Origin of the sequence: Streptomyces sp. NPDC001914, from assembly GCF_042891215.1 — a bacterium.
In the GTDB taxonomy this organism is placed as follows: domain Bacteria; phylum Actinomycetota; class Actinomycetes; order Streptomycetales; family Streptomycetaceae; genus Streptomyces.
Map to the genome: position 1 here is coordinate 255,500 of NZ_JBIASW010000010.1, position 26,349 is coordinate 281,848.

General features: G+C 71.8%; 19 protein-coding genes. 4 read left to right on the forward strand and 15 right to left on the reverse strand.

Annotation, left to right across the window (positions count from 1 at the left end):
- Positions 1 to 69 precede the first annotated feature (69 nt).
- From ACFYYF_RS27660 to ACFYYF_RS27720, 13 genes are all read right to left on the reverse strand, one after another.
- Positions 70 to 1,206, reverse strand: a complete 1,137-nt coding sequence (locus ACFYYF_RS27660) for a glycosyltransferase family 2 protein (protein WP_388780358.1) — start codon at positions 1,204 to 1,206, stop codon at positions 70 to 72.
- Positions 1,207 to 1,448: 242 nt separating this feature from the next.
- A complete protein-coding gene (locus tag ACFYYF_RS27665) occupies positions 1,449 to 3,554 on the reverse strand; it encodes a hypothetical protein (RefSeq protein WP_388780251.1) in 2,106 nt (701 codons plus the stop codon).
- A 170-nt stretch (positions 3,555 to 3,724) separates the two neighbouring features.
- The gene (locus tag ACFYYF_RS27670; protein ID WP_361686929.1) at positions 3,725 to 5,224 is read right to left on the reverse strand and encodes a bifunctional cytidylyltransferase/SDR family oxidoreductase; all 1,500 of its coding nucleotides are present in this window, start codon (positions 5,222 to 5,224) and stop codon (positions 3,725 to 3,727) included.
- Between the two features lie 193 nt (positions 5,225 to 5,417).
- The gene (locus ACFYYF_RS27675) at positions 5,418 to 6,641 is read right to left on the reverse strand and encodes a hypothetical protein (protein ID WP_388780254.1); all 1,224 of its coding nucleotides are present in this window, start codon (positions 6,639 to 6,641) and stop codon (positions 5,418 to 5,420) included.
- 156 nt (positions 6,642 to 6,797) lie between these two features.
- Positions 6,798 to 8,348: an alkaline phosphatase D family protein gene (locus ACFYYF_RS27680; RefSeq protein ID WP_388780256.1), complete on the reverse strand. Its 1,551-nt coding sequence runs from the start codon at positions 8,346 to 8,348 to the stop codon at positions 6,798 to 6,800.
- A gap of 167 nt (positions 8,349 to 8,515) precedes the next feature.
- Entirely contained in the window at positions 8,516 to 10,030 is a 1,515-nt protein-coding gene (locus tag ACFYYF_RS27685; protein WP_388780258.1) for a VCBS repeat-containing protein, read from the reverse strand.
- 292 nt (positions 10,031 to 10,322) lie between these two features.
- Entirely contained in the window at positions 10,323 to 11,759 is a 1,437-nt protein-coding gene (gene obgE / locus ACFYYF_RS27690; protein WP_388780260.1) for a GTPase ObgE, read from the reverse strand.
- A gap of 225 nt (positions 11,760 to 11,984) precedes the next feature.
- A complete protein-coding gene (rpmA, locus tag ACFYYF_RS27695; RefSeq protein ID WP_037618784.1) occupies positions 11,985 to 12,239 on the reverse strand; it encodes a 50S ribosomal protein L27 in 255 nt (84 codons plus the stop codon).
- Positions 12,240 to 12,255: 16 nt separating this feature from the next.
- The gene (gene rplU, locus ACFYYF_RS27700; protein WP_030601628.1) at positions 12,256 to 12,576 is read right to left on the reverse strand and encodes a 50S ribosomal protein L21; all 321 of its coding nucleotides are present in this window, start codon (positions 12,574 to 12,576) and stop codon (positions 12,256 to 12,258) included.
- A gap of 257 nt (positions 12,577 to 12,833) precedes the next feature.
- Entirely contained in the window at positions 12,834 to 16,895 is a 4,062-nt protein-coding gene (locus tag ACFYYF_RS27705; protein WP_388780263.1) for a ribonuclease E/G, read from the reverse strand.
- A 262-nt stretch (positions 16,896 to 17,157) separates the two neighbouring features.
- On the reverse strand, positions 17,158 to 17,946 hold the full coding sequence (locus tag ACFYYF_RS27710; protein ID WP_361686909.1) for a TIGR03936 family radical SAM-associated protein: 789 nt from the start codon (positions 17,944 to 17,946) through the stop codon (positions 17,158 to 17,160).
- Between the two features lie 48 nt (positions 17,947 to 17,994).
- The gene (locus ACFYYF_RS27715) at positions 17,995 to 19,254 is read right to left on the reverse strand and encodes a hypothetical protein (RefSeq protein WP_388780266.1); all 1,260 of its coding nucleotides are present in this window, start codon (positions 19,252 to 19,254) and stop codon (positions 17,995 to 17,997) included.
- Positions 19,255 to 19,332: 78 nt separating this feature from the next.
- A complete protein-coding gene (locus ACFYYF_RS27720; RefSeq protein WP_388780268.1) occupies positions 19,333 to 20,466 on the reverse strand; it encodes a glycosyltransferase in 1,134 nt (377 codons plus the stop codon).
- 734 nt (positions 20,467 to 21,200) lie between these two features.
- On the opposite strand from ACFYYF_RS27720, the gene ACFYYF_RS27725 reads away from it, so the two are divergent.
- Both ACFYYF_RS27725 and ACFYYF_RS27730 read left to right on the forward strand, forming a co-directional pair.
- Complete coding sequence (locus tag ACFYYF_RS27725) at positions 21,201 to 21,797, forward strand: collagen-like protein (RefSeq protein WP_388780270.1); 597 nt, start codon at positions 21,201 to 21,203, stop codon at positions 21,795 to 21,797.
- Between the two features lie 356 nt (positions 21,798 to 22,153).
- Positions 22,154 to 22,915 (forward strand): hypothetical protein, encoded by a 762-nt coding sequence (locus ACFYYF_RS27730; RefSeq protein WP_388780272.1) that lies wholly within the window; start codon positions 22,154 to 22,156, stop codon positions 22,913 to 22,915.
- A 142-nt stretch (positions 22,916 to 23,057) separates the two neighbouring features.
- Here ACFYYF_RS27730 and ACFYYF_RS27735 read toward each other — a convergent pair whose 3' ends face one another.
- A complete protein-coding gene (locus ACFYYF_RS27735; RefSeq protein ID WP_388780274.1) occupies positions 23,058 to 24,542 on the reverse strand; it encodes an APC family permease in 1,485 nt (494 codons plus the stop codon).
- 101 nt (positions 24,543 to 24,643) lie between these two features.
- Between ACFYYF_RS27735 and ACFYYF_RS27740 the strand changes: the two genes are divergently transcribed.
- A complete protein-coding gene (locus tag ACFYYF_RS27740) occupies positions 24,644 to 24,817 on the forward strand; it encodes a hypothetical protein (protein ID WP_388780276.1) in 174 nt (57 codons plus the stop codon).
- A gap of 142 nt (positions 24,818 to 24,959) precedes the next feature.
- Here the strand turns inward: ACFYYF_RS27740 and ACFYYF_RS27745 are convergent, their stop codons facing one another.
- A complete protein-coding gene (locus tag ACFYYF_RS27745; protein WP_388780278.1) occupies positions 24,960 to 25,424 on the reverse strand; it encodes a hypothetical protein in 465 nt (154 codons plus the stop codon).
- A gap of 278 nt (positions 25,425 to 25,702) precedes the next feature.
- On the opposite strand from ACFYYF_RS27745, the gene ACFYYF_RS27750 reads away from it, so the two are divergent.
- Positions 25,703 to 26,173, forward strand: coding sequence for a VOC family protein (locus ACFYYF_RS27750; RefSeq protein WP_388780280.1), 471 nt, complete (start codon positions 25,703 to 25,705; stop codon positions 26,171 to 26,173).
- Positions 26,174 to 26,349: the final 176 nt, after the last annotated feature.

The window sequence follows — 26,349 nt, forward strand, 5'->3', positions numbered from 1 at the left end:
CGGACGCCTCCCATGACCGTCCGGGGCGTGGTGCCGGTGCCGGTACCCGCGCTCGTGCGGATGCCGGTGTCAGCGCCGGGGGCCGAGCACCCGCCGGGCCAGTCGGCGCAGACGCCGCAGCGGGGCGGGACGGGGCCTGAAGCCCTCGATGGTGACCGTCTCGCGGGTGGTCGGGACGTAGCAGCTGTCCGGGACGCCCGCGGCGGCGTCGCGGAAGTGCGGATAGGCGAGGTAGACCTTGCGGCCGCGTGACTCCAGCACGACCCCCGGGGCCTTCTTCGATTTCACGAACTCCACCACGTCCAGCAGGAGATCGCCCCGGCCGCGGGCCACCAGATGCAGCCGCAGCCGCTCGTGGACCTTGAGGCGGCGGGCGACGCCCTCATGCCAGTAGGCGTCCATCAGCGGCTTGGCCAGTTCGAGCTTGTGGTCGCGCACCTTCTCGCTCTGCTTGACTAAGCCCGGCCCGAACTGCGGGAGCAGGGTGATCAGGAACGGCCGGACCATCAGATCGTCGCGGCGCGGCCCGGCGGGCACGTGTTCGGCGATGAGGTTCATCAGGGCGCGGGCCGAGTCGAAGCGCAGGACGTAACCACCGCTCTTGGTCACGTGCTTGCCGTCGTCGCGGCCGACCAGGTGGTAGCAGTCGTGGTCGGCGACCACGGAGACGCCGTCGGCGCGGAGGTAGGCCTCCATCGTGAACAGCGCGTCCTCGCCGGTCTTCAGCGACTCGTCGAAGACCATTCCGTGCCGGGTGAGCAGGTCGCGACGGAAGAGCTTCTGCGCGCTGAGCGTGAACTTGATGTTCGAGGAGAAGACGTCGGTGCGGGGCAGGGTCTTGCCCCACATCGACTTCGGAGCCGACCTGTTGACCCCGACGATCTTGCCGAGCACGACGTCCGTGCCCTGTTCGTCCGCCATGGAGACCATGCGTTCCAGGGCTTCGGGGCCGAAGTAGTCGTCGGAGTCGAGGAAGAAGACGTAGCGCCCCCGCGCCTTCCCGAGGCCGACGTTGCGCGGGCCGCTGGGGCCGCCCGAGTTGGCCTGCCGGATCACCGTGACGGACATGGCCGCGCGCTCGGCGAACTCTTCCAGGTACTCCCCCGTGCCGTCCGTGGACCCGTCGTCGACGGCGATGACCTCGATGCGTTCCGGTCCCAGCGTCTGTTCCTCCACGGATTCCAGGCACTTGACCAGGTACGGCATCGCTTCGTACGCCCCGATGACGATGGTCACGTCAGGCTGCGTCACGTTTCCCCCTCGTTAGGGAAATGCCACGAGAACATTTCCCTCTTATCACCTCAATCGCTACCTAGAAGACGGTTGAAAGTACGGACGGGTTGCCCGGAACGCCTCATTTCGTGACCCAGGTCACAGGAACGGGAAACGGGCGTGGCCCCGGGGATTTCTCCCCGGGGCCACGCCCGTGTGCGCGCGTGCGGACCGGATCAGCCGGTGACAGCGGCTCCGTCGGTCTCGTCGGCCGCCCGCTGGGCGGGGACCACGTCGGCGAGGTCGACGTCCACGACGTCGGCCGCCGTGACGCTCTGCTGACCGAGGTTGCGCCGCTCGGCCTCGAGCGCCAGTTCCCGCACCGCGGTGTTGAACTGGTCGATGGAGGCCGGCTCGTCCGGGCCGAGCAGGTAGCGCTTGAGCTCCTTGCGGCCCTCGGCCTGCGCGTCCGCCGCGGGGTCGGTCACCGCCGCGAGCAACTCGCCCAGTTCGGCGGCCGAGTTGGTCAGGATCACGGCGGCACGCACCGCGGTGTTCTGGCGCTTGAACTCCTCGGCGCCGAGCTCCGCGGAGTCGGTGACGGCGTACGGCTTGCCGCTCGCGATGAAGTCGGAGACGACACTGGAGATGTCCGAGACCATCGCGTCGGAGACGTTGAAGCAGTCGTACAGACGCGGTTCCGCACCCGTGATGACACGGTGCTCGGCGGTACCGAAGGAACGCCAGTAGGTGTCGTTCCACTCGGCGCGCAGCCGGGCGATCTCGGCGTGCCGGGCGGCGTCGACCATGCCGTCGCGGGTGGCCTCGGCCTCGTCGCCCTTCTCGCCGCCGGTACCGGACAGCTCGGCGACACGGGCCTCGATGCGGGCCAGCTCGGCCTTGGCCTGCGCCTGGGCGGCCGCGTCGACGGCGAAGCGGGCGTCGCCCGCGCGCTCGGCGCCGGCCTTCTCGACCAGGGCCGTGATCCGCTTGTGCGCGGCTCCGGCCTCGGCGCTGACGGTGCCCGTGAAGGGGTGCGGCTTGTACAGGACACGGACCGGCGGGTCGGCCGCGACCAGCTTCTTCACGATGTTCTCGCCGGCGAGAACGATCGAGGTGTTGCCGGGGTTGCCGTCCCAGCCCTCCCAGGTCGGCGCGTACAGCACCGTCGGGATGCGGCCGTCCGGCACGCCCTGCCAGGTCTGGATCGGGGCGAGCTGCGGGCGGCCGACCTCGACGATGTCGTCGTCACGGACGCCGACGTCGGCTATGGCGTAGCGGTCGCGGCCGGCGCGGCCCGCGGTCCACACCTCGTCGTAGGCCTTGCTGAACGGGTTGACGCTGGCGAGCTTGTCGCTGTCGCCGTGGCCGATGAAGACGTGCTGGATGGTGGGCACGCGCAGCATGTGGATGTTCTTGCCGACGTTCGCCGCGTAGAGCGCGACCCGCACCGTGGACAGGTCCATGTTCATCAGGTGCACCCCTCCGGGCACGCAGATGACCGGCACGGTGGTGGGCGCCATGCGCTCCAGGATCGCCCGCTCGCGGAGGATGATCAGCGGCCGGGTGTCCAGCTGCTCCATCGTCTCCAGCCACATGTTGACCTGGTAGGCGGAGTCCTTGGAACCCGAGAAGTAGAGCAGCGTCTCCGGGCGGTAGTCGGCCAGCCAGCCGTCGACGGCCGCCAGGACCTTCTCGGCGTTCGGCGGGACCTTCCGGCCGCGCACGAACGGGACGAGGGCCGCGACGTAGCCGAAGGCCAGCAGCAGCGTCGCTCCGACACCCGCGAAGCCGTAGACGTTGTCGTCGGTCGCCCCGGCGACCAGGAGGCCGACGACGGCCACGAGGTCGAGGTGGAGCATCTTCTCCGCGGACCGGTGCAGCAGCCTGCGCGGCGGCGCGTCCGGGATGCGCACGCGCGACTTCAGGTCCACGTTGCGGGTGGCGACGGGCATCTTGCGACGCAGCCGTATCAGCGTGATCAGCGCGCCGTGCGGTGCCTGGAAGCCGTAGAAGGCCAGGAAGCACGCGATGGCCGCGTAGAAGACCATGCTGTTGGACAGGTCGAGCCGCGCCAGGAGCAGGACGAGCAGCAGCTGCCGGATCAGGAACCTGATGGACAGACCGGCCCGCACCTTGCTGAGGCGGTTGACCAGATAGCTGCCGCGCCGGTGCAGATAGTGGTCCGCCAGGTAGGTCACGGCGGCCGCGGCCGCGAAGGCGCCGACGCTCGGCAGGAGCGCGGCGAGCATCAGAGCGGGGAAGCCCAGCATCATGAGGGCCGCCGCCGCCAGCTCGGCCGCGCTGCCCACCCGGGCGACGCGAATAGCGGTGGAAATCACGGAGAAACCTGCTCTTGAGGGGTGAGTGCCGGTTTTGATACCAAAAGGACTTTTGATACCGAAAGGGAACCAAAAAGCGAAAAGTCGACTCTACGGACTCAGGCCCTTGTGAATACGCGGCGAACGCGCGGACACAAAGGCCTGAATTCCGAAAGACTATTCGTTTTTGATTATGCCACGCCGTCCTGGCGGTCCAGGACCGCGGCCAGAGCCGCCTCGAAGCCGGAGGCACGGCCCGCGCCGGCCGTCGGGTCCTGCTGCCGGACGTCGATGACGTGACCGGTCAGTTCGGAGAGCAGGACGTCCAGCGAGGTGTGCGCGACGGCCTCGGAGGAGAGCAGCGATCCCGCGGGCTCCTGGCCGAACGCCTTGGTGCGCATGGGGGTCGCGGTGCGCTCGGGGTTGATGCAGTTGACGCGGATTCCGTCGCCGGCCCACTCGTCGGACAGCGCCTGGGTGAGGTTCACCATGGCGGCCTTGGTCGAGGAGTACAGGCTGTACTCGGCGCGGCCGCGGGTGTAGCTGCTGGACGTGTAGAGCAGGAGCTGGCCCTTGCTCTCGGCCAGGTACTTGTACGAGGAGCGGGCGATCTGCACCGGGGCCAGGTAGTTGACCTTCAGCGCTTCCTCGATGGTCGCGTTGTCGGTCTCGGCCAGCTTGCCGATGCGCAGCACGCCCGCGGTGTTGATGACGTAGTCGATGCGCCCGGTCTCCGCGTACGCCGCGGAGAGCGCGTCGTCGACCTCCTCGGGGTTCTCGACGTGCGTGCCGGTGGTGGAGCGGCCGAGCGCGTACGTCTTGGCGCCGTAGCCCTCGGCGAGCTCGGCTATGTCCTTGCCGATGCCGTACGAACCGCCGAAGACGACGACGGTCTTGCCGGTGAGCAGCTCGCGGTAGGCGGCCTCGTCGGCCTGCTCCGGCGCGGTGGTGGAGGCCAGCTGGAAGAGCTTGTCGGCGATGAAGACGTCGACGGGCTGGGTGACCTTCATGTTGTACTCGTCGCCCGCCACGACGTGGATCGGCACGTCCGGCAGGTACTTGAGCACGACCGAGCAGTCGTCCGTGGCCTGGAAGTTGGGGTCACCGGCCGCGACCTTGTAGGCGCGGCGGATGGTGGACAGCTTGAACGCCTGGGGCGTCTGGCCGCGGCGCAGCCGGGCGCGGTCCGGGATCTCGGTGATGAACTCGCCGTCCTCGCCGTGGGTGCGGGTCACGATGATCGTGTCCGCGGACGGGATGGCGACGTCGACGGCCTGGTAGCGCTCCAGGGCCGTGACGCAGTCGTCTATGACGCGCTCGGACAGCAGCGGGCGCACGGCGTCGTGGAACAGGACGTTGGCGTCCTCCCCCTCGGCAAGGCCCTCGCCGAGGGCGGCGATGGCGCGCTCGGTCGTCTCGTTCCGCGTCGAGCCGCCCTCGATGACACGGGTCACCTTGGTGAAGCCCGCCTTCGCGACGATCTTCTCGACGTCCGGCACATAGCCCGGGGCCATGAGCACGATGATGTCGTCGATCGAGTCGGCCTGCTCGAAGGTGTTCAGCGTGTGCTCGATGACCGCCTTGCCGGCGATCTTCAGCAGTTGCTTCGGAATCGACAGACCCACGCGCTGGCCGGTCCCGCCGGCCAGGATCACTGCGGTGGTACGGGGCTTGGCAATGTGCTCAGACACAGGTGACCTACCTTGGGGCGACAGGGAACCCGGGAATGGTCCCACCTACGGTTACTGCCATGCAAGGTGAGCGCCGTCCGCTGCATATGTGCGCGCAACCGGCCATTCACCTTGCACACAGGCTACTTCGGGGACACCGGGTCGAATTGTCCGGATTTGATGTGAGTAACTGCACACGTCCCGCGCGGGATCCTCACGCTCTTCTCAGGCGCTTGAGGACCCGGTGTCCGAGCACTCTCACGAGTTCCCTCGACGGCGTCCGGTGAACCGGGCGGATCCCGGCGGTGGGCCCGGGATCGGCGGCCACCGCGGCGAGCACTCCGTAGAGCGCCTGGGCGGCCGCCTCGGGATCGATCCGCGGCACGGCCGGCGCGTCACCGTCGGACGAGGGCGACGGCGACGGCGACGGCGACGGCGACGGCGACGGCGACGGCCGAGCGGACAGCAAGGCCGGGTCGCCCAGGACCCGTACGCCCAGGGCCCCGATCCGTCCGGCCATCTCGGCGCCGACGGCCGCGGCCGCCTCCAGGGCCCACTCCGGGGTACGGATGCGGTCCTCCTCCGACGCCGGACGGCAGACGTTCTTCATCCGCGGGACCGCGCCGCCGCGCACGAGCTTCGAATAGATCTCGTCCGGCAGCCCGTTGCCGCGGAACTCCCTGTTGAGCATCCGCAGCATCTCGGTCTCGGCCGGTGTGAGGGAGCGGTTGGCGGTGTCCGGGACCTCCTCCAGGAGCCCGCCGGGCAGCCCGAGCAGCGACTCGAAGGTGCGCATCAGACCACCGCGGTCGCGGTCGTCGACCACCACGACCGTCAGGTTCGCCGCACCAACGACCCCCGCCCAGCGCTCGACCAGGCGGTCGTGACGATGCCGGCGCCAGAAGCTCGGGTTGGGCTTCTCGTACGGGGCCCTGCGCAGCATGTGGTCGAGCCAGTCCTCGTATCCCATGCGCAGCCCGTTCTGGACGTACTGCTGCCACTGCGAGGGCATGATCTTCGCCAGCGGGCGCAGCGTGACCAGCACGTGCACACGGTCGCGGCCCAGGCCGTCGACGACCCGCGCGACGGTCGCCGCGTCGGGGGCGTCCGCGAAGAACTCGCTGCTGACCAGCGAGGTCCGCTCGCCGGTGGCGTGCACCGCGTCGGCGAGCCGCCGCCAGTGCCGCTCCACCGGCCGGACGTCGCCCATCATGCCGGGCCGTCCGCAGACCGCGAGGGCGGCCTCCATCGGGTGTCTGCTGTGCGCGGGGAAGTCGACGCCGTGGACGGCCATCGTCTCCTTCGCGGCGAACAGCGCGCCCTGGATCGAGGTGGTCCCGGTCTTGTGCGGGCCGATGTGCAGCAGCCGGGTTCCGGCGGGCAGCCGCCCGGGGGTCACGGGAGCTGTCGTATCAGGTGTCGAACAGTCGGTCTCCATGGTGAGAGGACGGTAAGGACGGATGCTGAGCACAGCCTGAGAACGGCCTGGGACTCCGGTGAGTCCCAGGCCGGTTCTCCTTCGTACGGGCCCCGCGCCCCGTTCGTCGTACGGGCCTCGCGCCCGGTTCGCCCTACGGGCCGTACGTCCCGTTCGTCACACGAGACGTACGCCCGGATCCCCCGCTTCGACCCGCAGGCGGGCCAGGGTGGCGGAGGCCGCGTCGGGCTCGAGCACGGTCTCCGCGACGCGCACCTGGGCGTCGATGCCGTCCCGCCGGATGTCGAAGAGGTGGTAGCCGCGGTGGGCGTCGACGAACTTCCAGTGCGGGTTGTCCGGCATCCGCGGGTCCCACTCCTTGTGGAAGGCGGCCTGGTCCTGGTCGCCGCCGCTGGCGATGGACGTGCCCACGAACTCGGCGCCCACGACGGCGGATTCCGGGTCGGCGAAGTCCGCCTTGAGGTCGCTGACCATCGTGAGATGCCGGTCGCCGGTGAGGACGACGGGGTTGCGGATGTCCGCGAACTCCCCCATGAGAGCGTTGCGTTCGGCCTGGTAGCCGTCCCAGGCGTCGTAGTACCAGAGCTTGCCCTCGCCGACCTTGAGGTCGGTCTCGGCCATCATGATCTGCGAGGCGACGAGGTTCCAGCGGGTGGGCGAGTGGTGCATCCCGCGCAGCAGCCACTCCTTCTGCGCCGCGCCGAGCATGGTCAGCGCGGGGTCCTTCGCGCCCTCCTGGCTCGTCGCCTGGTTGCTGCGGAACTGCCGGGTGTCGAGGACGTTGAGCCGGGCGAGGCGTCCGAAGTCGAGCCGCCGGTACATCCGGATGTGCGGTCCGTCCGGGATCGCGGTGGCCCGGACCGGCATGTGCTCGTAGTACGCCTGGTAGGCGGCGGTCAGCCGGGCCACGAACGCGTCGTGCGTCTGCTTGTCCGGGTCCTGCGGGATCTCCCCGGCGAAGTCGTTGTCGACCTCGTGGTCGTCGAAGGTGACCACCCAGGGGGCGTTCGCGTGCATCGCCGCGAGGTGCGGGTCGCTGCGGTACTGGGCGTAGCGGTTGCGGTACTGGACGAGGGTGTACGGCTCCCCGGTGCCCTCGTGGCGGCGCACGGCCGTGGCCGCCGGCGAGGACTCGTAGATGTAGTCGCCGACGAACAGGACGACGTCGGGGTCCTGGTCGAGCATGTCGGCGTACGGGGTGAAGTAGCCGTTCTGCCAGTTCTGGCAGGAGGCGAGGGCGACGCGCAGCGAGCCGCCCGCGCGGGCGGGGTGCGGCGCGGTACGGGTGCGGCCGGCCGGGGAGAGCTGACCGTCCGCGCGGAAGCGGTACCAGTACGCGCGCCCCGGGCGCAGCCCGCGGACGTCGACGTGGACGCTGTGGCCGTACTCGGGACGCGCCTGCGCGGTGCCGCGGCGCACCGGCTTGCGGAAGCGGGCGTCCTCGGAGACCTCCCACTCCACCGGAACCGCGCGGTCGGGCATGCCGCCGCCGTTCAGCGGGTCGGGGGCGAGCCGGGTCCACAGCACGACCGCGTCGGGCAGCGGGTCGCCGGAGGCCACCCCGAGGCTGAACACACCCTCGGGCAGCGGGGTTTCGGCCGCCCGGGCGGTGCCGGGAAGCCAGAGCTGGGCGGAGGCGGCGGCGCCGAGTACGGCGGCCGAGGCGGTGAGAAAGTGGCGACGATCGCGTGAGACTGCTCCGGTCATCGGCGAACTCCCTTGCGTCGGTTGCCTCTTGGACACCGGGAAGCCCACACGGCACAGCGGCCCACCTCTTGAACAGAGCGCATCGTATTCATGACGAACACACGAGCAACGAACGACCCGCCGCGGCAGGGCGTTTCGATGTTCCTCCGGACGCTCCTGAGGACGGGTCAGTCGCCGAGGGCTTGGCCGAAGCCGGCCGATCCGGGGAGGCCGAGCGTGGCCCCGCCGAAGGAGACCGAACCGCTCGCGGTGATGCCGCCGGAGCGGGCGGAGAAGGTCCACACGGCCCCGGTGCCCGCGTTCTCGGCCGGGTCGCCGACGATCAGGCCGTCCCTCTTGTCGCCGTCGCCGTCGACCAGGGCCGTCTCGGCGCCGAAGCGGTCCAGCTTCTCGGCCGTGCCGGGCACGCCGGAGGTGCTCTGGGTGAAGGACTTGGCGCCGGTGCCGGTCAGCCCCGAGGCGCCGCCCCTGAGGACGAGCACGCCGCCCGCGTCGACGGTGGTGCCGAGGTCCTCGCCGGGCAGCCCGGTCGCCACGTCGAGGTAGCCGTCGCCGTCGGTGTCGCCGACGGAAAGGCCGGAGCCCATGCCGTCGCCCTTCTCGTCGGTGCCGGGCACACCCGGGGTGTCCTGGCTGATCCACACGGGCTTGCGGGTGGCCGAGACGCCCGCGGGGCCGCCGTGGACGACGCTCAGGCCGCCGCCCTTGGTCGCCGCTCCGGCGTCGCCCGCGCCGCCCGGTGCCGAGCGGCCGACCACGATGTCGCCGTAGCCGTCCTTGTCCAGGTCGCCGATCACGATGTCCTCGCCCCCGACCGCGCGCCCCTGGGCGTCGTGCAGCAGGCCCTTGCCGGTGAAACCGTCCCTGCCGCCGACGAGCAGCGACGTCGTGCGCGCGCCGGTGTCCCCGGCGCTCACCACCAGGTCGTCCACGCCGTCCCCGGTCACGTCACCGGCCGCCATCACGGGGTTGAACAGGTACTTGCCCGGATCGACGGTGAAGTGGTCCTTGCCCGCGTTGCCGCCGCCGCGGGTGAACGGGCCGTGCCGCACCGTCCCGTCCTCCGCGACCGGGGCGTCCGGGTCCTCGGAGAGCCACTGGTCGGCGCCCGCCGTCACCAGGTCGGGGTGCTTGTCGCCGTCCACGTCACCGACGGCGAACTGCCCCTGCCACTCGGCCCCCGGACTCCAGGCGAGGGACGTGGCGGCCGCCGAGAGCCCCTTGGGGCCACCCCAGTTGACGACCACGGCGTAACCGCTGCCCACGTCCATCATCGACACCGCCACGGACGAGAGCAGATCCGCGTATCCGTCGCCGTCCAGGTCGGCGCTCCGCAGCCCGGAGCCGTAGCCGTACTCGGGTGTGTCGCCGCTGCCGTGGCCGGGCCAGGTCAGGACCTGCCTGCGCGCGGTGGACAGTCCGCCGGCGGCGCCGTACAGGACGCTGACGGCCCCGGCGTTCTTCAGACCGCTCTCCGTGGTGCCCGGCGCCCCGATCGCGAGGTCGGCGAAGCCGTCGCCGTTGAAGTCGTCGTGCAGCCGCTCGGCGCTCGGCGTGGAGGCGGTCTGAGGCACGGGCACGGCGTTGACGGCGGGCACGGCGAGTGCGCCCGCGGCCAGGGCGGCACCGGCGCCGATGACGAAGGGCCTGCGGCGGGCGAGGAAGGAACGGCGACGGGACATGGGGTTCCTGACCTGGGGGGAGCGTCCGCTTCCGGCGCGGAACGCACGACGGGCGCGGAGAGGAAGATCCTCTCCGCGCCCGTTACGACTGACGGCCCGGTCGATTGGTTGTCCTGGCCATGCCCCGGGTTTCCCCGGCGTTCACCCCGGGGGCCGCGACGTCGGGCACGCGGCCCGCCGGTGCGGGGCCCGGAGCCCGTCGTCCGGCATCCGTTCGGCCGGGAACAGACTCCGGAACGGCTCGAGGCCGTCGTGCTCGAAGTCGTCGTACGCCGTACGCCGTCCGCGAGGCCTAGAACGGCTCGAAGTCGTCGTACTCCTTCTCCGACTCGTCGCGCTCGGCCTGACGGTCCCGGCGGCGCTGGGCGGCGGGGCGCGGGGCCTCGAAGCGGTGGTCCTCACCGCGGCGGCCCAGCATCTCCGCACCGGCCATGACGGTCGGCTCCCAGTCGAAGACGACCGCGTTCTCCTCGGGGCCGATCGCGACGCCGTCGCCGGAGCGGGCGCCCGCCTTCATCAGCTTCTCCTCGACTCCGAGACGTGCGAGCCGGTCGGCGAGGTAGCCGACGGCCTCGTCGTTGTTGAAGTCGGTCTGGCGCACCCAGCGCTCGGGCTTCTCTCCGCGCACGCGGAAGAGGCCGTCCTCCTCCTGCGCCACGGTGAAGCCGGCGTCGTCGACCGCCTTCGGACGGATGACGATCCGGGTCGCCTCCTCCTTGGGCTTCGCGGCGCGGGACTGCGCGACCAGCTCGGCGAGCGCGAAGGACAGCTCCTTGAGGCCCATGTGGGCGACCGCGGACACCTCGAAGACGCGGTAACCGCGCGATTCCAGGTCGGGGCGGACCATCTCCGCGAGGTCCTTGCCGTCCGGAACGTCGATCTTGTTGAGGACGACCATGCGCGGACGGTTGTCCAGACCGCCGTACTGCTTGAGCTCCTCCTCGATGATGTCGAGGTCGGAGACCGGGTCGCGCTCGGATTCGAGGGTGGCGGTGTCCAGGACGTGGACGAGCACGCTGCACCGCTCGACGTGGCGCAGGAACTCCAGACCGAGGCCCTTGCCCTGGCTCGCGCCGGGGATGAGGCCGGGCACGTCGGCGATGGTGTAGACGGTCTCGCCGGCGGTGACGACGCCCAGGTTCGGGACGAGGGTCGTGAAGGGGTAGTCCGCGATCTTCGGCTTGGCGGCGGACAGGACCGAGATGAGCGAGGACTTGCCGGCGCTCGGGTAGCCGACGAGGGCCACGTCGGCGACGGTCTTCAGCTCCAGGACGATGTCCTGGAGGGTCCCGGGCACGCCGAGCAGCGCGAAGCCGGGCGCCTTGCGGCGGGCCGAGGCCAGCGCCGCGTTGCCGAGGCCGCCGCGGCCGCCCTCGGCGGCGACGTACGTGGTGCCCTGGCCGACGAGGTCCGCGAGGACGTTGCCGGCCTTGTCGAGCACGACCGTGCCGTCCGGCACGGGCAGGACGAGATCCTGGCCGTCCTTGCCGGAGCGGTTGCCGCCCTCGCCGGGCTTGCCGTTGGTGGCCTTGCGGTGGGGCGAGTGGTGATAGTCGAGCAGCGTGGTGACGGACTGGTCGACGACCAGGATCACGTCACCGCCACGGCCGCCGTTGCCGCCGTCCGGGCCGCCGAGCGGCTTGAACTTCTCCCGGTGCACGGAGGCACAGCCGTGGCCTCCGCTACCCGCGGCGACGTGCAGCTCGACGCGGTCCACGAAGGTGGTCATGTGGGGTGCCTCCAGCACTTCGGTTACATCGGTTACTTCAGCGCGTACGCACTTCGGATACTTCAGTACGTACGGAATGTCTCTTGCGTAACACGCGAAAGGCGGACCCGCTTCCCGTGGGGGAAGTGAGGTCCGCCTCGCGAAGAACTTCGGTTCTACGGAGCCTGGGCCCCGAGGCCTTCGATCCGGTGCGCGTGGAACCGGCTCAGCCTCGACGGGACTGGATCAGGCGACCGGAACGATGTTCACGACCTTGCGGCCACGGTGCGTGCCGAACTCGACCGCACCGGCGGCCAGCGCGAACAGCGTGTCGTCCTTGCCACGGCCGACGCTGACGCCGGGGTGGAAGTGGGTGCCACGCTGGCGGACCAGGATCTCACCGGCGTTGACGGTCTGACCGCCGAAGCGCTTCACACCGAGCCGCTGAGCGTTGGAGTCGCGACCGTTCCGAGTGGACGATGCGCCCTTCTTGTGTGCCATGTCTCAGTCCCTACCCTTACTTCGCAGCCGCGGGGATCTCAGTGACCTTGATCGCCGTGTACTGCTGGCGGTGGCCCTGACGACGGCGGTAGCCGGTCTTGTTCTTGTAGCGAAGGATGTCGATCTTGACGCCCTTGTGGTGATCCACGACCTCGGCCTGGACCTTGATGCCGGCAAGGACCCAGGGGTCGCTCGTCACGGCTTCGCCGTCGACAACGAGCAGGGTCGAGAGCTCGACCGTGTCGCCAACCTTGGCGGTGGAAATCTTGTCAACCTCAACGATGTCGCCGACAGCAACCTTGTGCTGGCGACCACCGCTGCGCACGATGGCGTACACGCGGATCTCTCTTTCGCTCGGAACGGAACCCCGCAGTCCAGCCCACCGGGAACGAACACGGAGGGCCTCTCCCGGTCACCGGGGTGTCCGAGAGGAAGAGGTTTACGGGGTGCGGCGCGTCAGGAGACACGCCGACGGTCAAGGTTACGGGGCCACGGCCGAAAGGGTCAAACCAGGCCGGGCCCCGCGGGTGTGCCACCGGTCACGCGACGTCCCCGGCCCGCTGGACGCGCGGGCCGGGGACGGACGCGGGAGCCTCAGCTCTCGTCGGTGGACGCCGTGACGGTCGAGAGCGTCTGCTCCGCCGCCGCGGTCTTCTTCGCCGTGGACTTGGTGGCCGCCTTCTTCGCGGTCGCCTTCTTGGCCGTGGTCTTCTTCGCGACCGTCTTCTTGGCGGCGACGGTCTTCTTGGTGGCGGCCTTCTTCGCCGTCACCTTCTTGGCCGTCTTGCGGGCGGCCGCCTTCTTGGCGGCCGGTGCCTCGGCGTCGGCCTCGGCGGCCTCCGGCTCGGCGGTCCCGGACTCGGCGACCGGCTCCGCGGCGGCCGACGGGACGACCACGACGGCCGCCTCCGCGGACGCGGTGGGCGCGGTGGCCTTGCGCACGGCACGGCGGCGCGGACGGGCCGGCGCGGCGCTCTCGGCGGGGGCCTCGGCCGCCGCCCCGGACACCGTCTCCGCCTCGTCAGCCGCTGGCGCGGGCGTCTCGGCGACGGGCGCCGCGACGGTCTCCGTGACCGTCACGACGGCCTCCTCGGCCGACTTGGGCGAACCGGCGGGCGCCGACACCTTGCGGGTCGCACGACGGCGCGTACGGCCCTGGGGAGCGGCCTCGGCCTCCGCCACGGCGGCCACCGGGGCCTCGACGGTCTCGGCCGGAGCCTCGGCGACCGGCTGTTCGGCCACCGGCTGCTCGGCGGCGGGCGCCTCGACGACCGGGTCCTCGGCCGCGAACGGCTCGGCCTCGGCGGCCTCACGGGACCGGGCGGCGGCCCGCTCGGCCCGCTCCTCGCGCCGCGTCCGGGGAGCGCGCTCCTCGGACCTCGGCGCACCGGCCGGAGCGGACGCGCGCCGGGAGGCGCGGCGCCGCGAACGGCCACGGGTGGCCGCGGCCTCCGCCTCGGCGGCGCTGCCGTACAGCTCCTCGTCCGGCTGGAACTCGGTCTCGGCCAGGGCGACCGGCGCGGCGACCTCGGCGGCCACCTCGGCCTCGGTCTCGGCCTCCGGCTCCTCGGCCGCCTCGTGCGTGAGGTCGTGCTCGTGGTCGTGGTCCTGGACCTGCTCGGCCCCGCCACGGCCGCGCTTCTTGCGCTTGCCGCCGCCACCGATGGACGTCGGCTGCTCCATGTGCACGATGACACCGCGGCCGTTGCAGTGGACACAGGTCTCGGAGAAGGACTCCAGCAGACCCTGGCCGACCCGCTTGCGGGTCATCTGCACGAGGCCCAGCGAGGTCACCTCGGCCACCTGGTGCTTCGTACGGTCGCGGCCCAGGCACTCCAGCAGGCGCCGCAGCACCAGGTCGCGGTTGGACTCCAGGACCATGTCGATGAAGTCGATGACGACGATGCCGCCGAGGTCGCGCAGCCGGAGCTGGCGCACGATCTCCTCGGCCGCCTCCAGGTTGTTCCTGGTGACGGTCTCCTCGAGGTTGCCGCCCTGACCGGTGAACTTTCCGGTGTTGACGTCGACCACGATCATGGCCTCGGTCTTGTCGATCACCAGCGAGCCGCCGCTGGGCAGCCAGACCTTGCGGTCCAGCGCCTTCATCAGCTGCTCGTCGATCCGGTACGTGGCGAAGACGTCGACCTCGGAGGTCCACTTCGACAACCGGTCGGTCAGGTCGGGCGCCACGTGCGAGACGTAGCCGTGGATGGTCTCCCACGCCTCGTCGCCGCTGACGATGACCTTGGAGAAGTCCTCGTTGAAGATGTCGCGGACGACACGGACGGTCATGTCCGGCTCGCCGTACAGCAGGGTCGGGGCGTTGCCGCTCTTCGCCTTCTTCTGGATGTCCTCCCACTGCGCCTGCAGACGCTCGACGTCACGGCGCAGCTCGTCCTCGCTCGCGCCCTCGGCGGCGGTGCGCACGATGACGCCCGCGTCCTCGGGGACGATCTTCTTGAGGATGGTCTTCAGACGCGCGCGCTCGGTGTCGGGCAGCTTGCGGCTGATGCCGGTCATCGAGCCCTCGGGCACGTACACCAGGTACCGGCCCGGGAGGGAGACCTGGCTGGTCAGACGGGCGCCCTTGTGGCCGATCGGGTCCTTGGTGACCTGCACGAGGACCGACTGGCCGGACTTGAGGGCGGACTCGATGCGGCGCGGCCCGTTGGCCATGCCGAGCGCCTCGAAGTTGACCTCACCGGCGTAGAGGACCGCGTTGCGGCCCTTGCCGATGTCGATGAAGGCCGCCTCCATCGACGGCAGCACGTTCTGGACCTTGCCCAGGTAGACGTTGCCGACGTACGAGGTCGCCTGCTCCTTGTTGACGTAGTGCTCGACGAGCACGTTGTCCTCGAGGACGCCGATCTGGGTGCGCTCGCCGCTCTGGCGGACGACCATCACCCGCTCGACGGCCTCACGGCGGGCCAGGAACTCGGCCTCGGTGATGATCGGAACGCGGCGGCGGCCCTGCTCGCGGCCCTCGCGGCGGCGCTGCTTCTTCGCCTCCAGGCGCGTGGAGCCCTTGATGGACTGCACCTCGTCCGAGGGCTGCTCCTCGCGCCGTCCGCGCGGCTCGCGGACCTTGACGACGGTGCGCTCGGGGTCGTTCTCGCCGGGCTGCTCGGCCTCGCCACCGGAGTCACCGGCGCGGCGACGACGACGGCGACGGCGACGGGAGCTGCTGGAGCCGCCCGACTCCTCGCGCTCGTCCGCCTCCTCGGCGTCCTCCTCGGCCTGCTCGGCGGCGTCCTCGGCGTCCTGCGCGGCCTGCTCGGCGGCGAAGTCGTCCTCGCCGGCCTCGCCGTCCGCGTCCGACTCGGCGGACTCTCCGCGACGGCGGCGACGGCCACCGCGACGGCGGCGGCGACGGGAGCCCGCGGACTCCTCCTCGCCCTCGTCGCCCTCGGCCGCGTCCTCCACGTCCTCGGCGGCTTCCGCGTCCTCGGCGGACTCGGCGGACTCGGTGTCCTCGACGCTCTCCTGCGGCTCCTCGGTCACGGCCTGCGGCTCGTCCTCGAAGCCCCGGCGACGGCGGCGCCTGCGGCCGGCGGCCGGCTCCTGGACGGGCTCGGCCGCCTCGGGGGCCTCAGCGGCCTCGGCCGCCTCGGCGGCAGCCGCGGCGGCGGCCCGCTCGGGCGTCTGGAACATCGGCTCGGTGAACACCGGCGCCTGGAACACGGCGACGGCGGGACGGCCGGGGCGCCGCGAGGACTCCTCGGTGTCCTTCTGCGCGGGCGCGGAGAAACCGACGGCGGCCTTGCGGGTGGCGCGGCGGCGGCTGCGGCGCGGGCCGCCCTCCTCCGGCTGCGCGGCCTCGGTCTGCGGGGCCTCGGTCTGCGGGGCCTCGGTCTGCGGGGCCTCGGTCCGCGGGGCCTCGGTGCGAGCGGCCTCGACCGCCTCCTCGGGCTTGCTCTCGCTGCTCACGGGCGCCTCCACACGCTCGTCGGCGGTGTCGCCCTCGGGCGCGCCGGCGGGAGCGGAGGCCCGGCGGGTGGCGCGACGGCGGGTCGTGCGGCGCGGGGCGGCCTCCTCGGCGACGGGCTCGGCGGCGGGCGCCTCGGCCTCGGCGGGGGCCGCCACCGGCTCGGCGGCGGTCGTGACGGTCTCGACGGTCTCGGCCGCGGCGGGCGCACCGGCGGGAGCGGAGGCACGACGGGTGGCGCGGCGGCGCGTACGGCCTGCGGGCGCGCTCTCCTCGGTCGCGGCCGGGGTCTCCTCGACGGGCCGGCTCTCGGGCTCGGCGACGGCGGCGGGCTCGACGGTCTCGTCGGCCCGGACGGTCTCGGCGGGGGCGGCCTCCGCCGCGGCGGGCGCACCGGCGGGAGCGGAGGCGCGGCGGGTGGCGCGGCGGCGCGTACGACGCGGGGCGGCGTCGTCGGTCTCGGCGGCGACGGCCTCGGCGGGTGCCTCTTCCGTCTCCTCGACCGCGGCCGTCTCGACGGCCTCCTCGGTCTCTTCCGTCTCCTCGGCCGCGAGGTCGGCGGACGCCACGGCCGGTATGGCCGGCGCGGTGGTCTCGGCCGCGGCCTCGGAGGCGGCGGTCGGCGGACCCGCGGGGCGCGACGCCGCACGGCGGCGGCGCCGCGGCGGCAGGGTGTCGCTGGGGGTGTTGTTGTTGTCGGAACCCTCGGTGGGTTCGGTCGGCTCGAGCATGCGGGTGGATCTCCCGTCAGGCTCCCGGGCGCCGCGCCTGGTCCGGCGATGCCGGTGACGTCCGCGGCTCGCGCGTTGCGCGGTGCCGCCGTCCGGGGCGCGGGCGCCGCACGGGAGCTCTCTGTGTCCTGTCTCGCCGGTTCCGTACGCCATGTGTGCGTACGGCCTGGCGAAAGTCTTTAAGGTCGGTGCGCCGCCCGACCCAGGTGGCTCCCGGATACGAGGGCTGCGCTACGACAACGGTCCTTACGCGGGACCTTCCTTACGCCGACGCCTTCGCGGCGGCAGCTTCGGCGGCCCCTGTGCGATCGGCTGGGGCGGCTGCGACTGCCTCGCGGTCGGGCGCGAGCGGGTCGGTCACCGTGCCGGTCTCTTCATCGAACAGCCCCTGCGCCAGCCTGGTCACCGCAGCGGCGACCGGCGGCGCCAGGTCGGCCACGGCGCGAAGACCGGACAGGACGTCGTCGGGTCGAACGGCAGGCGTCACGTGCCGAACAACCAGCCGCAGTATCGCACAGGGCTGGTCGGTCGGCCTATCAGCCTGTGGACTGTGCGTCTCGGAGGTCGTCCCGAGGCTCGCCACGGCGCTGCGGGCGTCGAACGTCCGCATGCCGTTCTTGGTCTTGCGGCTGACCTCCACGGTCCCGGCCGCGTTGAAGGCCTCCACCGCGCGCTCCGCGTCCGCCGGGTCCACGCCGTCGAGGCGCATCTCCCACACGGAGGCGGTGAGCCGCTCGGCGAGACCCGAGACGCGGGCCTCGACCGCCTCGGTGATGTCGAGGCCCTGGGGCATCGACTCGTCGAGGAGCTCGCGCAGCTTCTCGGGATCGCGCCGGTCGGTCAGCGCGATCTCCAGATACTCCGCCTCGCTGCCCGTGCCGGTGGGTGCGGCATTGGCGTACGACACCTTCGGATGGGGCGTGAACCCGGCCGAGTACGCCATGGGTACGGCGGCGCGGCGCAGGGCACGCTCGAAGGCGCGCTGGAAGTCACGGTGGCTGGTGAACCGGAGGCGGCCGCGCTTGGTGTAACGCAGTCGGATGCGCTGCACCGCGGGTGCGGGCGGCGGGCCTTCGGGCTGTCGCTTGCCCAGTGTCGCTCAGTCCTTCATGAGTGCGGTCGTACTGCTACCAAGAGTACGTGTCTCACCGCCCGCCGGTTCCCGCCGGGCGAGGGGCTCCGGCTCCGGGGGCGTCCCGAAGAGCATCCGCCGGAAGTCGGCGCGGGCCTGCCGGGCGCCGTCCCGGGCGGACTCCAGCGCCTGCCGCACCGTCCGGCGGATCCCGCGCGCCGCCTCGGCCGCGGGCTTCAGCACCAGATCACGTACGGCGTGCCCGACCGGTGTCAGCACGGTCCGGTAGGCCCAGCGGGCCGGCTCGACGAAAGTCCACCGGAAAAGACGCGCGAGGAACCGTCCGACGGCACGCGACACGTACCCGGCGACCCGCCACGCGTGCCCGAGGGCGTCGGCGATCTCCCGGGCCACGACGGCGAGGGCCCGCCCCACGGGCACGAGGATCCAGCGCCACACGGCGAGCGCGGGGAGCACCAGCAGGACGCGGGCGGTCCAGTAGAGCGCGACGCCGATGCCCGCGAAGATCATCCGAACGATCCGCGCGAACCACCCGGCGAGGAAGGCGATCGCCCTGCCGACGGGTGCCAGGACCCAGGTGTACAGCCACACGGCCGGGACCACGAGCAGATACCGCACCAGCCACGCGATCACGGTGTAGACCCCGAACGCGACGGCCGCGAGGACCATGCCGAGGCCCTTGAACACCCAGGCGACGGCACGCCCGACCGGCGTGAGCAGCCGCGCGTACACCCAGCCGCAGGCGGCCTCGACACCGCCGAGGACCAGGTCGAGCACGATCACGACACCGCGGACGCACCACAGGAACACGGCGCCGGTCCCCCGGGCCAGCCAGGAGAGGGCGTGCCCGAGCGGGGTCAGGACCGCGCGGTAGAGCCAGACCGCGGGAACGACGAGCAGTACGTACCCGAGCCGGGCCAGCGCTTCGCCGACCGGGCGGAGGACGTACCGCCACAGCGCCACCCAGGGCCACACGAACAGCGCGCGTGCCACCCATCCGAGGGCCAGTCCGAGTGCCCGCCCCAGCGGCCGCAGCAGCGTGTCCCGAAGAAACCTTCCACCGACGACGAGCGCGTCCCACACCATCCGTACCGGCACGACGAGGACGAGCACGACGATCCGCACCGGGAGGCGGATCGCGACCGCGAGACATCCCTCGGCCTGCGTACCGGGCCGGGCGGCGTGCATACCGGGCCCGGCGGCGGGCGTGCCGGACCGTTCGGCGGGTGTACCGGCCCCCGCGGCGGGCGGCTTTTCCAGATCCATACCTGCGTAGACGCACCGGCCGCCGCAATGGATGCGACCTGTCCCCGTCTCCGTGGCGCGCCCCGCGCCCGCCGGTGACTACCTCTCGCCCTCCCCGGACACCGCCGCAGGGCCCGGAGCCGGGGTCGGCGGGGGGACGGTGGCCAGGCGCTGGACGGAGAACTCGCGGTTGATCCCGGTCTGGCGCCGGACCGCCTCGGGCAGCTCGGGCAGGGCCAGCAGCCGGTCGCAGGCCCGGACCGAGCCCAGGTGGTCGCCCACCCAGTAGGCGGTGATCGAGTACTCGAAGAGCAGACCCCAGCGGTAGACCCAGCTCCGGGTGAAGAGCAGGTCGTCGGGTTCGGGCCGGTCGAGGACGGTGCCGAGCAGGGCGTGCGCGGTGTGGTGCCGGCCCTGGACGCGCAGCCGGGAGGCCAGTTCATAGCAGGCTTCGAGCCGTTGTGGACGCGCTTCCCAGGCACGGGAGAACGCGTCCATCGCACCGGGCCAGTCCCCGGTGCGCTCGGCCTTGAGGAGACCGGCCTCCAGGAGCGAGCAGTAGACCTCCTCCGGCCAGCCGCCCATCGCCGCCCGCCGCTCGTACAGCGCGATCGCCTCCTCGGCGTTCCCGAGGTCGCGTTCGGTGTTGGCGAGGTAGAACACCGTGCGGGTGTTGGCGGGGTCGCGCTCCAGCTCGCCGCGCAGCAGGCGGGCGTCGCGTTCGAACTTGTCGGAGCGGCAGCCGCCGTCGGCGTGGTCCTCGATCACCAGCGCGTCCAGGTTCTCCTGGACGTCGGGCTCGTCGGTGCAGGGGTACTCGTGGGTGACGCCCTCGTAGCGCCAGTCCCTGTCCCCCCGCATCAGGTGCTTGAAGCGGTGCTGGGTGCCCGGGGTGTCGTAGCGCAGCATGTACGAGGTCGCCGTCAGCGGGGGCAGCGGGGCGTCCTGGCGCAGGACGTGGTCGGCGTCGACGGTGAGGAGGAAGTCGGCCCGGCCGCGGGCGTGGCGGATGTTCCGGGTGCGGTTGTGGCCGAAGTCGACCCAGGGGTCCTCGTGGAGCTCGCCCGGGATGCCGGCGAGTGCCGCGCGGACCAGGTCCTGGGTGCCGTCCGTCGAGCCGGTGTCGGAGATCACCCAGGTGTCGATCAGGTCGCGCACCGAGCCGAGGCAGCGTTCGATGACCCGCGACTCGTTCTTGACGATCATGCAGAGGCAGATGGTCGGCGGCTTCACGGCGGCCAATGTGGCACACGCCGGGCGTCCGGGGACGTGCCGTGCGTGACCCTTCACCGGAACAGCGCCCGATTGGCCGCAGGCGGATCCAACTTCGTCTCGGCGGGCAGCAATTGCCGCACCGGGAAGATCCTCCCGATTAGGCCGGGGCCGCAGGGGACCAAGGTGCCCCTGGGGCGACTGGCGCTACGGGAGCGACAGGCGCGACCGGAACCCAGGGCGACGTCGGAGCCACGGGCGCCGCAGGAGCGAAGGGCGACACCGGAGCCACCGGGGCCACCGGCGCCGCGGGGGCTCAAGGCGACCCCGGGGCCACCGGAGCCACCGGCACCCAAGGTGTGACGGGAGCGACCGGGGCCACGGGCCCGATGGGCACCCAGGGTGTCCCTGGAACCGTCGGAGCCACGGGAGCGACCGGAGCGACGGGTGCGATGGGTGCGACGGGTGCGACCGGCACGCAGGGCACGCCCGGAGCCACCGGGGCTGCGGGAACCCAAGGCCTTCCTGGAGCCACCGGGGCCACGGGCGCGGCGGGAGCCACCGGGGCCACGGGTCCGGTGGGCACTCAAGGCATCCCGGGGACGACCGGCGCCACAGGCGCCACAGGAACCCAAGGCATCCCCGGAACCACCGGCGCCACAGGTGCCACCGGGGCCGCAGGTGCCACGGGGGCAGCAGGAACCGCCGGCATCCCGGGTGTCACCGGAGCCACGGGTGGCGCGGGAGCGGCGGGTGTGGCCGGGGTGACGGGGGCGACCGGCGCGACCGGGGCTCAGGGCACGACCGGGGCCACCGGAGCGACCGGGCCCACCGGTACCCAGGGCGCCGCCGGAACGAGCGGTGCGACCGGCGCCACCGGTCCCACGGGCCCGACCGGAGCCGCGGGCTCGGCGGGCATCAACGGCCTCAGCGGCGCCACCGGCGCGATCGGCCCCTGCACGACCGTCGATTCCGCCCAGGAGTCGAACGACTTCGAGCTCCGTGCCGTGCTGACCGCCGACGGCAAGGCGTACGCGGGCATCCGCGACCAGCGGAGCAACGAGACGCAGAACTTCCTGTGGACCGAACTCAGCAACCACCCCGGCTATCCAGCGACCACACCCGTCAGTCGCCCCTGCGGCATCTCCGTCAACGGGCACGGCCAGAACGCCAGCTCCCCCGTCAAGTTCTCCATCGTGACCACCGCGGGCCAGGTCCTGGAGACCACCTGCGTGGCCCGCACCAGCACCCACCCGGCCACCCTGGTCTGCACCGACGCCAACAACGCCCTCATCCCGTGGACACCGGTGACCCTCCAGCCGGCCACCGGCGCGGTCAACGGCGGCGCATGATCATCGGTTGCCCACCGCCGGTTCCGCGCAGGCCCCGGACCTGATCCCGGACCCTTCGGCGAGCCGACGTGGGTGAGGGGTGCCCGGCGGGACGCCACCGCTCCCCCGGACACCCCTCACCGGATCCCGCCCTCCGGGCAACCGGGCCGCCGCACGGCACCCGGCCGGGCACGACAGGTCCAACGTCGAGCGACCGGCCGACAGTTGGACAAGATCCACCATCCAGCCCCCAATTGGGCTGATTTGATGATATGTAGGGCGCGTTTCCATGGAATGCGCCGGTCCCACCGGCGTCCACGGTCAAGCTCGCGATCGGCTTCAGGAAGATTCCACCGATCGGCAAGGAGCGCCCCCGTATGAGTCCTGAGTCCCGGACCGCCCGCCTGCCGGGCCCGCCGGCCCGCGGCCGGTTCAAGAGGGTGGGCGTCGTCGCCTCGCTGGCGCTGGTGATGGCGTCGGGAGTGGTCGGCCCCGCGACACCGGCGGACCTGACCGGGTCGGGCCGTACGACGGCCGGCCCGGACGGCGGATGCAGACCGCGCCACCTGGAAGACCGGACCCCGGTGAGCGGACGCCCCGACGACGGAAGGTGGTGCAGAGGTCCCCGGGGCCCGAGAGGCGCGACCGGGCCCGCCGGACCCCAGGGCCTGCCCGGCCCGGCCGGAGCCACCGGTGCCACCGGCCCCCGGGGCGAGAGCGGCCCGACGGGTCCGACCGGCCCCTGCGTCGGGGTCGACGCCGCGCAGGAATCGGCGGACTTCGAGATCCGTCTCGCGCTGACCGGCGGACGGACGTACGCGGGCATCCGCGACCAGCGGACCGGCGAGAAGCAGACCTTCCTGTGGACCGACCTCACCGCCCGTCCCGACTACCCCGCGGGCGGTGCGGCGGGACTGCCCTGTGACGTCACCGTCAACGCGCACAACCGGTCCGCCACGGTGCGGCGCGTCAAGTTCGACGTCATCACCACCACCGGCCAGATCTGGGAAGCGGCCTGTGTCGCGTTCACCACCACCCACCCCGCGACCCTGAACTGCGCCGACCGCACGGGCCGCCCCAAGCCCTGGATCCTGGTCTCCCGGCAGCCGGTGCCCGACGCGCTCAACGGCGGCGTGTGACCGGCCCGCAGCGGGTGTCCGAGGGGCCCCGAGGGTCCTGAGAAGCCCGGCCGCACGGCGAAGCCGCCCACCCGGAGGTCCCGGGGCGGGCGGCTTCGTCCATGCCTTCGGAGATCCGAGTCGGCGCGGGCGGTGCCACCCGCTACACCGCGTCCGTGTCCCCGTCCGAAGACACCGTCACCCCTGGCTCGGTGTCCAGCGCCTGACGGTTGAACAGCAGCAGGCCGGCGAAGAACAGTCCGCCCACGACGATCAGTCCCACGACGATCAGCGAAGGAACCAGTGCCTCGGACGGCGACACCAGCATGACCAGGGACGCCACCGTCCAGACCAGGGCGCAGATCGCGACCGGCAGCTCGAACCGCCCCAGGTCGAAGGCACCCTTGTTGCGGTCCAGCCGGCGGCGCACCGCGAGATACAGGACGATCGTCGCGCCGTAGACGAGCGCGGGGATGATCGTGCTCGCCGTGATGAGCTGCAGCAGCGCGTCACCCGGCAACGACACCATCAGGGCGACCCCCACGACGAGGATCAGGACCGTCGCGGGGATGGGCGTACGGGTGCGGGGATCGACCCGGCGCATCATCTGATGGGCGGGGAACCGTCCGTCGCGCGCCATCGCGAAGACGATCCGCGAGCACGAGGCCATCACCACCGTCCCGGCGCCGAAGAACGCGACAGCGATCGCCGCCAGAAGCAGCTTCTCCGTCTCCGGCCCCAGCCGCTCACGCATGATCGCCGCGACCTGTGACTCGCTCGCGGTGACCCCCGGGATGTCCTCGATCGCCACCGTGAGGCAGACCAGGAACGCCATCCCGAGCACACCCGCGGCCACGACGGATCCCACGATCGCGCGCGGGATGCTGCGGAAGGGGTCCTTCGCCTCCTCGGCGAGGTTCGCGGCGGAGTCGAAGCCCACGAGCGTGGCGAGGCCCATGATCATCGCGATCATCAGCCCGCCGCCGACGTCGAAGTAGTGGGGCGCGTGCTCGGTGACACCGCGTGAGGTGAGGTTGCCGAGGGAGCCGCGGCCGGTGACCGCCACCACGATGGCGAGCGTGAGCGCCAGGACCACGACCAACGTCAGCTCGAGCCCGACGGCGGTCGAGTTGATCAGGCTGACGATGCGCGTCGAGGCCACGACGAGCGCGGTCTGGATCACCAGGACGACAAGGGTGATCGCGCGAGCGGTGCCCTCGTCCGGCTCCATGCCGACGAGCGGCATGAGCGCCTGGCTCGCGAGGGCGTTGGCGATCGCCGTCACCGCGATGGCCAGGTAGCAGAAGGTCAGCCAGCCGAATCCCCATCCGACCCTGGGACTGGCCAGCCGCGAGGCCCACTGGTACGACGAGCCGCTGAGCGCGATGCGCCCCGCGAGCTGCGCCACCACCAACGCCACCAGCACCTGTCCCACCGTCGCGAGTGCCCACAGCCAGATCCCCACCGGGCCCGCGTGCTGGAGTACGTCGTCGTAGGTGGAGAAGATGCCGACCGCCACGGAGATGAACGCGAACGAGATCGCGAACACCTGGAAGGATCCGAGCGTCCGTTTCAGCTCGGGCCGGTAGCCCCCGAGGGCAGCGGAGTCCTCGGTCTCCTCGGAGCTCTGCGGAGCAGCTTCCACCACGTCGGTACCCGCCTTCCGTGCCGGCGGACGCGTACCGCCGGATCAGTGTTTCCCCCCTGCCACCAGGGAACCCGACGGTCGGATGCCGCGGAGGTACTGCCATGAGTGCCGGAGAACGAGCCAAGGCGAAGGCCGAGCAGGTCGTCGGAAAGACCGTGCGGAAGGCGGCCCACGCGATGCACAAGGAAACGCTCGCGGCGAAAGGCGCCGCTCTCGAGACACGGGGCAGGCTGCGCGGAGCGAAGGAACGGGCCAAGGGCTCCTTCAAACGCTGACGGATCCCGGCAGGAACCTGGCGCCGATGCAGCCCGTGAAGCCCGTAGAGCTCCAGAGCTGCCCGAAAGCCCCGGAACGCGCGGGCCCCGCACGATCCGTCGGTGTCCTCGTGCCGTCGTCGCCGAGGGACCCGGCGCCGGTTCAGTCGTCCACGTCGGCGCAGACGGCGTAGAAGTGGCCGTCGGTGCGGGGCATTCCGGCGGAACCGACGACCGAGGCCTTCCAGGCGGTGGCGTCCAGGTTGGGTCCGGACTCGACCAGGTCGAATCCGGCGGAGTCGCCGCTGTCCGCGTCGGCTCCTCCGCCGAGGACCTTCTTGCCCGCGGGGCAGGCGAGGGTCACCTTGGCGGTGCCCTGTCCCTCGATGGAGAAGGCGCTGGTCACGACCTCGTACCCGCTGATTCCACTGCCCGTGGTCGTCGTCCCACAGCCGCCGGATTGGCCGATGACACCGTTGACGGTGCCCTCGACACCGCACACCAACGGCGACACGAGCCCCAGCACGGGGCCGAGGGGACCGTCCGCCGCCTGGGCCTGTGCGGCCCCCACGCCCGTCAGGGCCATGGCTGCGACCAGCGTTGCGATGATCCGACCGGTTTTCCTCATCTGGAACTCCCTGTCCGGTAAAGCCCTGGGGGTGACCAGTCGGAAAATCTACGGTCGGACAATCGCACCATCACGCGACATGACGGGTTCAGCCATTAGGCCGCCGAACCACCCCAGGTCAGAGGCCGTCCAACCACCTGCGTGACGGAATCCCGTCGCATGTCCCTGAGCCCCGCCCTTACCCAGACCCGGACCCGGCCGGGTGCCACCGATGAGTTCCGGCGACTCGGCCGGTCTACCAGGACGTACGCCATCGAGCCACCGACTGGAGAGCCACCATGACGACCCCCGCACACCCCGGCCGCATGCTGTTCGTCAACATCCCCGTGGCGGACCTCGAGCGCAGCAAGGCGTTCTTCGCCGGGCTCGGGTTCGGCTTCAACCCGAACTTCACCGACGAGACCGCCGCCTGCATGCTGGTCGGCGAGCACGCCTTCGTCATGCTGCTCACCAGCGAGAAGTTCGCGCAGTACGCGCACCTGCCGATGGCCGACCCCACCACGCACACGCTGGCGCTGTACTCCTTCAGCGTGTCGTCACGCGAAGAGGTCGACACGGTCGGCGCCGCCGCGCTCGCCACGGGCGGCACCAAGGCGGATGACGCCGAGGACTACGGCTTCATGTACTCACGCAGCTTCTACGACCTCGACGGCCACGGGTGGCAGGTCATGTGGATGGACCCGGCGGCGGCGGAGCAGGGCCCCGAGGCGTACACGGCCTCCACGCAGAACGCCGACACCCCGGCCTGACCCGCCGCGTTCCGCGCGTACGCCCTCATCGGGCGGCCGGCTCCGACGCGTTGAGCCCCCTCCCGGCCGGGAGGGGGCTCAACGCGTCCGGTCACAGCCTGCCGCCGTCACCGCTGTCGCAGCCGTCGCGGGACTCCGCTCCGTACCCGCCCCGTTCCAGCCGCTCGCGGAGGCCG

Coding starts and splice junctions, on each gene's coding strand:
- obgE (WP_388780260.1), bottom strand. CDS start 11,759: ATGACCACCTTCGTGGACCGCGTCGAGCTGCACGTCGCCGCGGGTAGC.
- ACFYYF_RS27740 (WP_388780276.1), top strand. CDS start 24,644: ATGAGTGCCGGAGAACGAGCCAAGGCGAAGGCCGAGCAGGTCGTCGGA.
- ACFYYF_RS27705 (WP_388780263.1), bottom strand. CDS start 16,895: ATGCTCGAGCCGACCGAACCCACCGAGGGTTCCGACAACAACAACACC.
- ACFYYF_RS27675 (WP_388780254.1), bottom strand. CDS start 6,641: ATGGAGACCGACTGTTCGACACCTGATACGACAGCTCCCGTGACCCCC.
- ACFYYF_RS27750 (WP_388780280.1), top strand. CDS start 25,703: ATGACGACCCCCGCACACCCCGGCCGCATGCTGTTCGTCAACATCCCC.
- ACFYYF_RS27660 (WP_388780358.1), bottom strand. CDS start 1,206: ATGCCGTACCTGGTCAAGTGCCTGGAATCCGTGGAGGAACAGACGCTG.
- ACFYYF_RS27745 (WP_388780278.1), bottom strand. CDS start 25,424: ATGAGGAAAACCGGTCGGATCATCGCAACGCTGGTCGCAGCCATGGCC.
- ACFYYF_RS27730 (WP_388780272.1), top strand. CDS start 22,154: ATGAGTCCTGAGTCCCGGACCGCCCGCCTGCCGGGCCCGCCGGCCCGC.
- ACFYYF_RS27680 (WP_388780256.1), bottom strand. CDS start 8,348: ATGACCGGAGCAGTCTCACGCGATCGTCGCCACTTTCTCACCGCCTCG.
- ACFYYF_RS27715 (WP_388780266.1), bottom strand. CDS start 19,254: ATGGATCTGGAAAAGCCGCCCGCCGCGGGGGCCGGTACACCCGCCGAA.
- rpmA (WP_037618784.1), bottom strand. CDS start 12,239: ATGGCACACAAGAAGGGCGCATCGTCCACTCGGAACGGTCGCGACTCC.
- ACFYYF_RS27685 (WP_388780258.1), bottom strand. CDS start 10,030: ATGTCCCGTCGCCGTTCCTTCCTCGCCCGCCGCAGGCCCTTCGTCATC.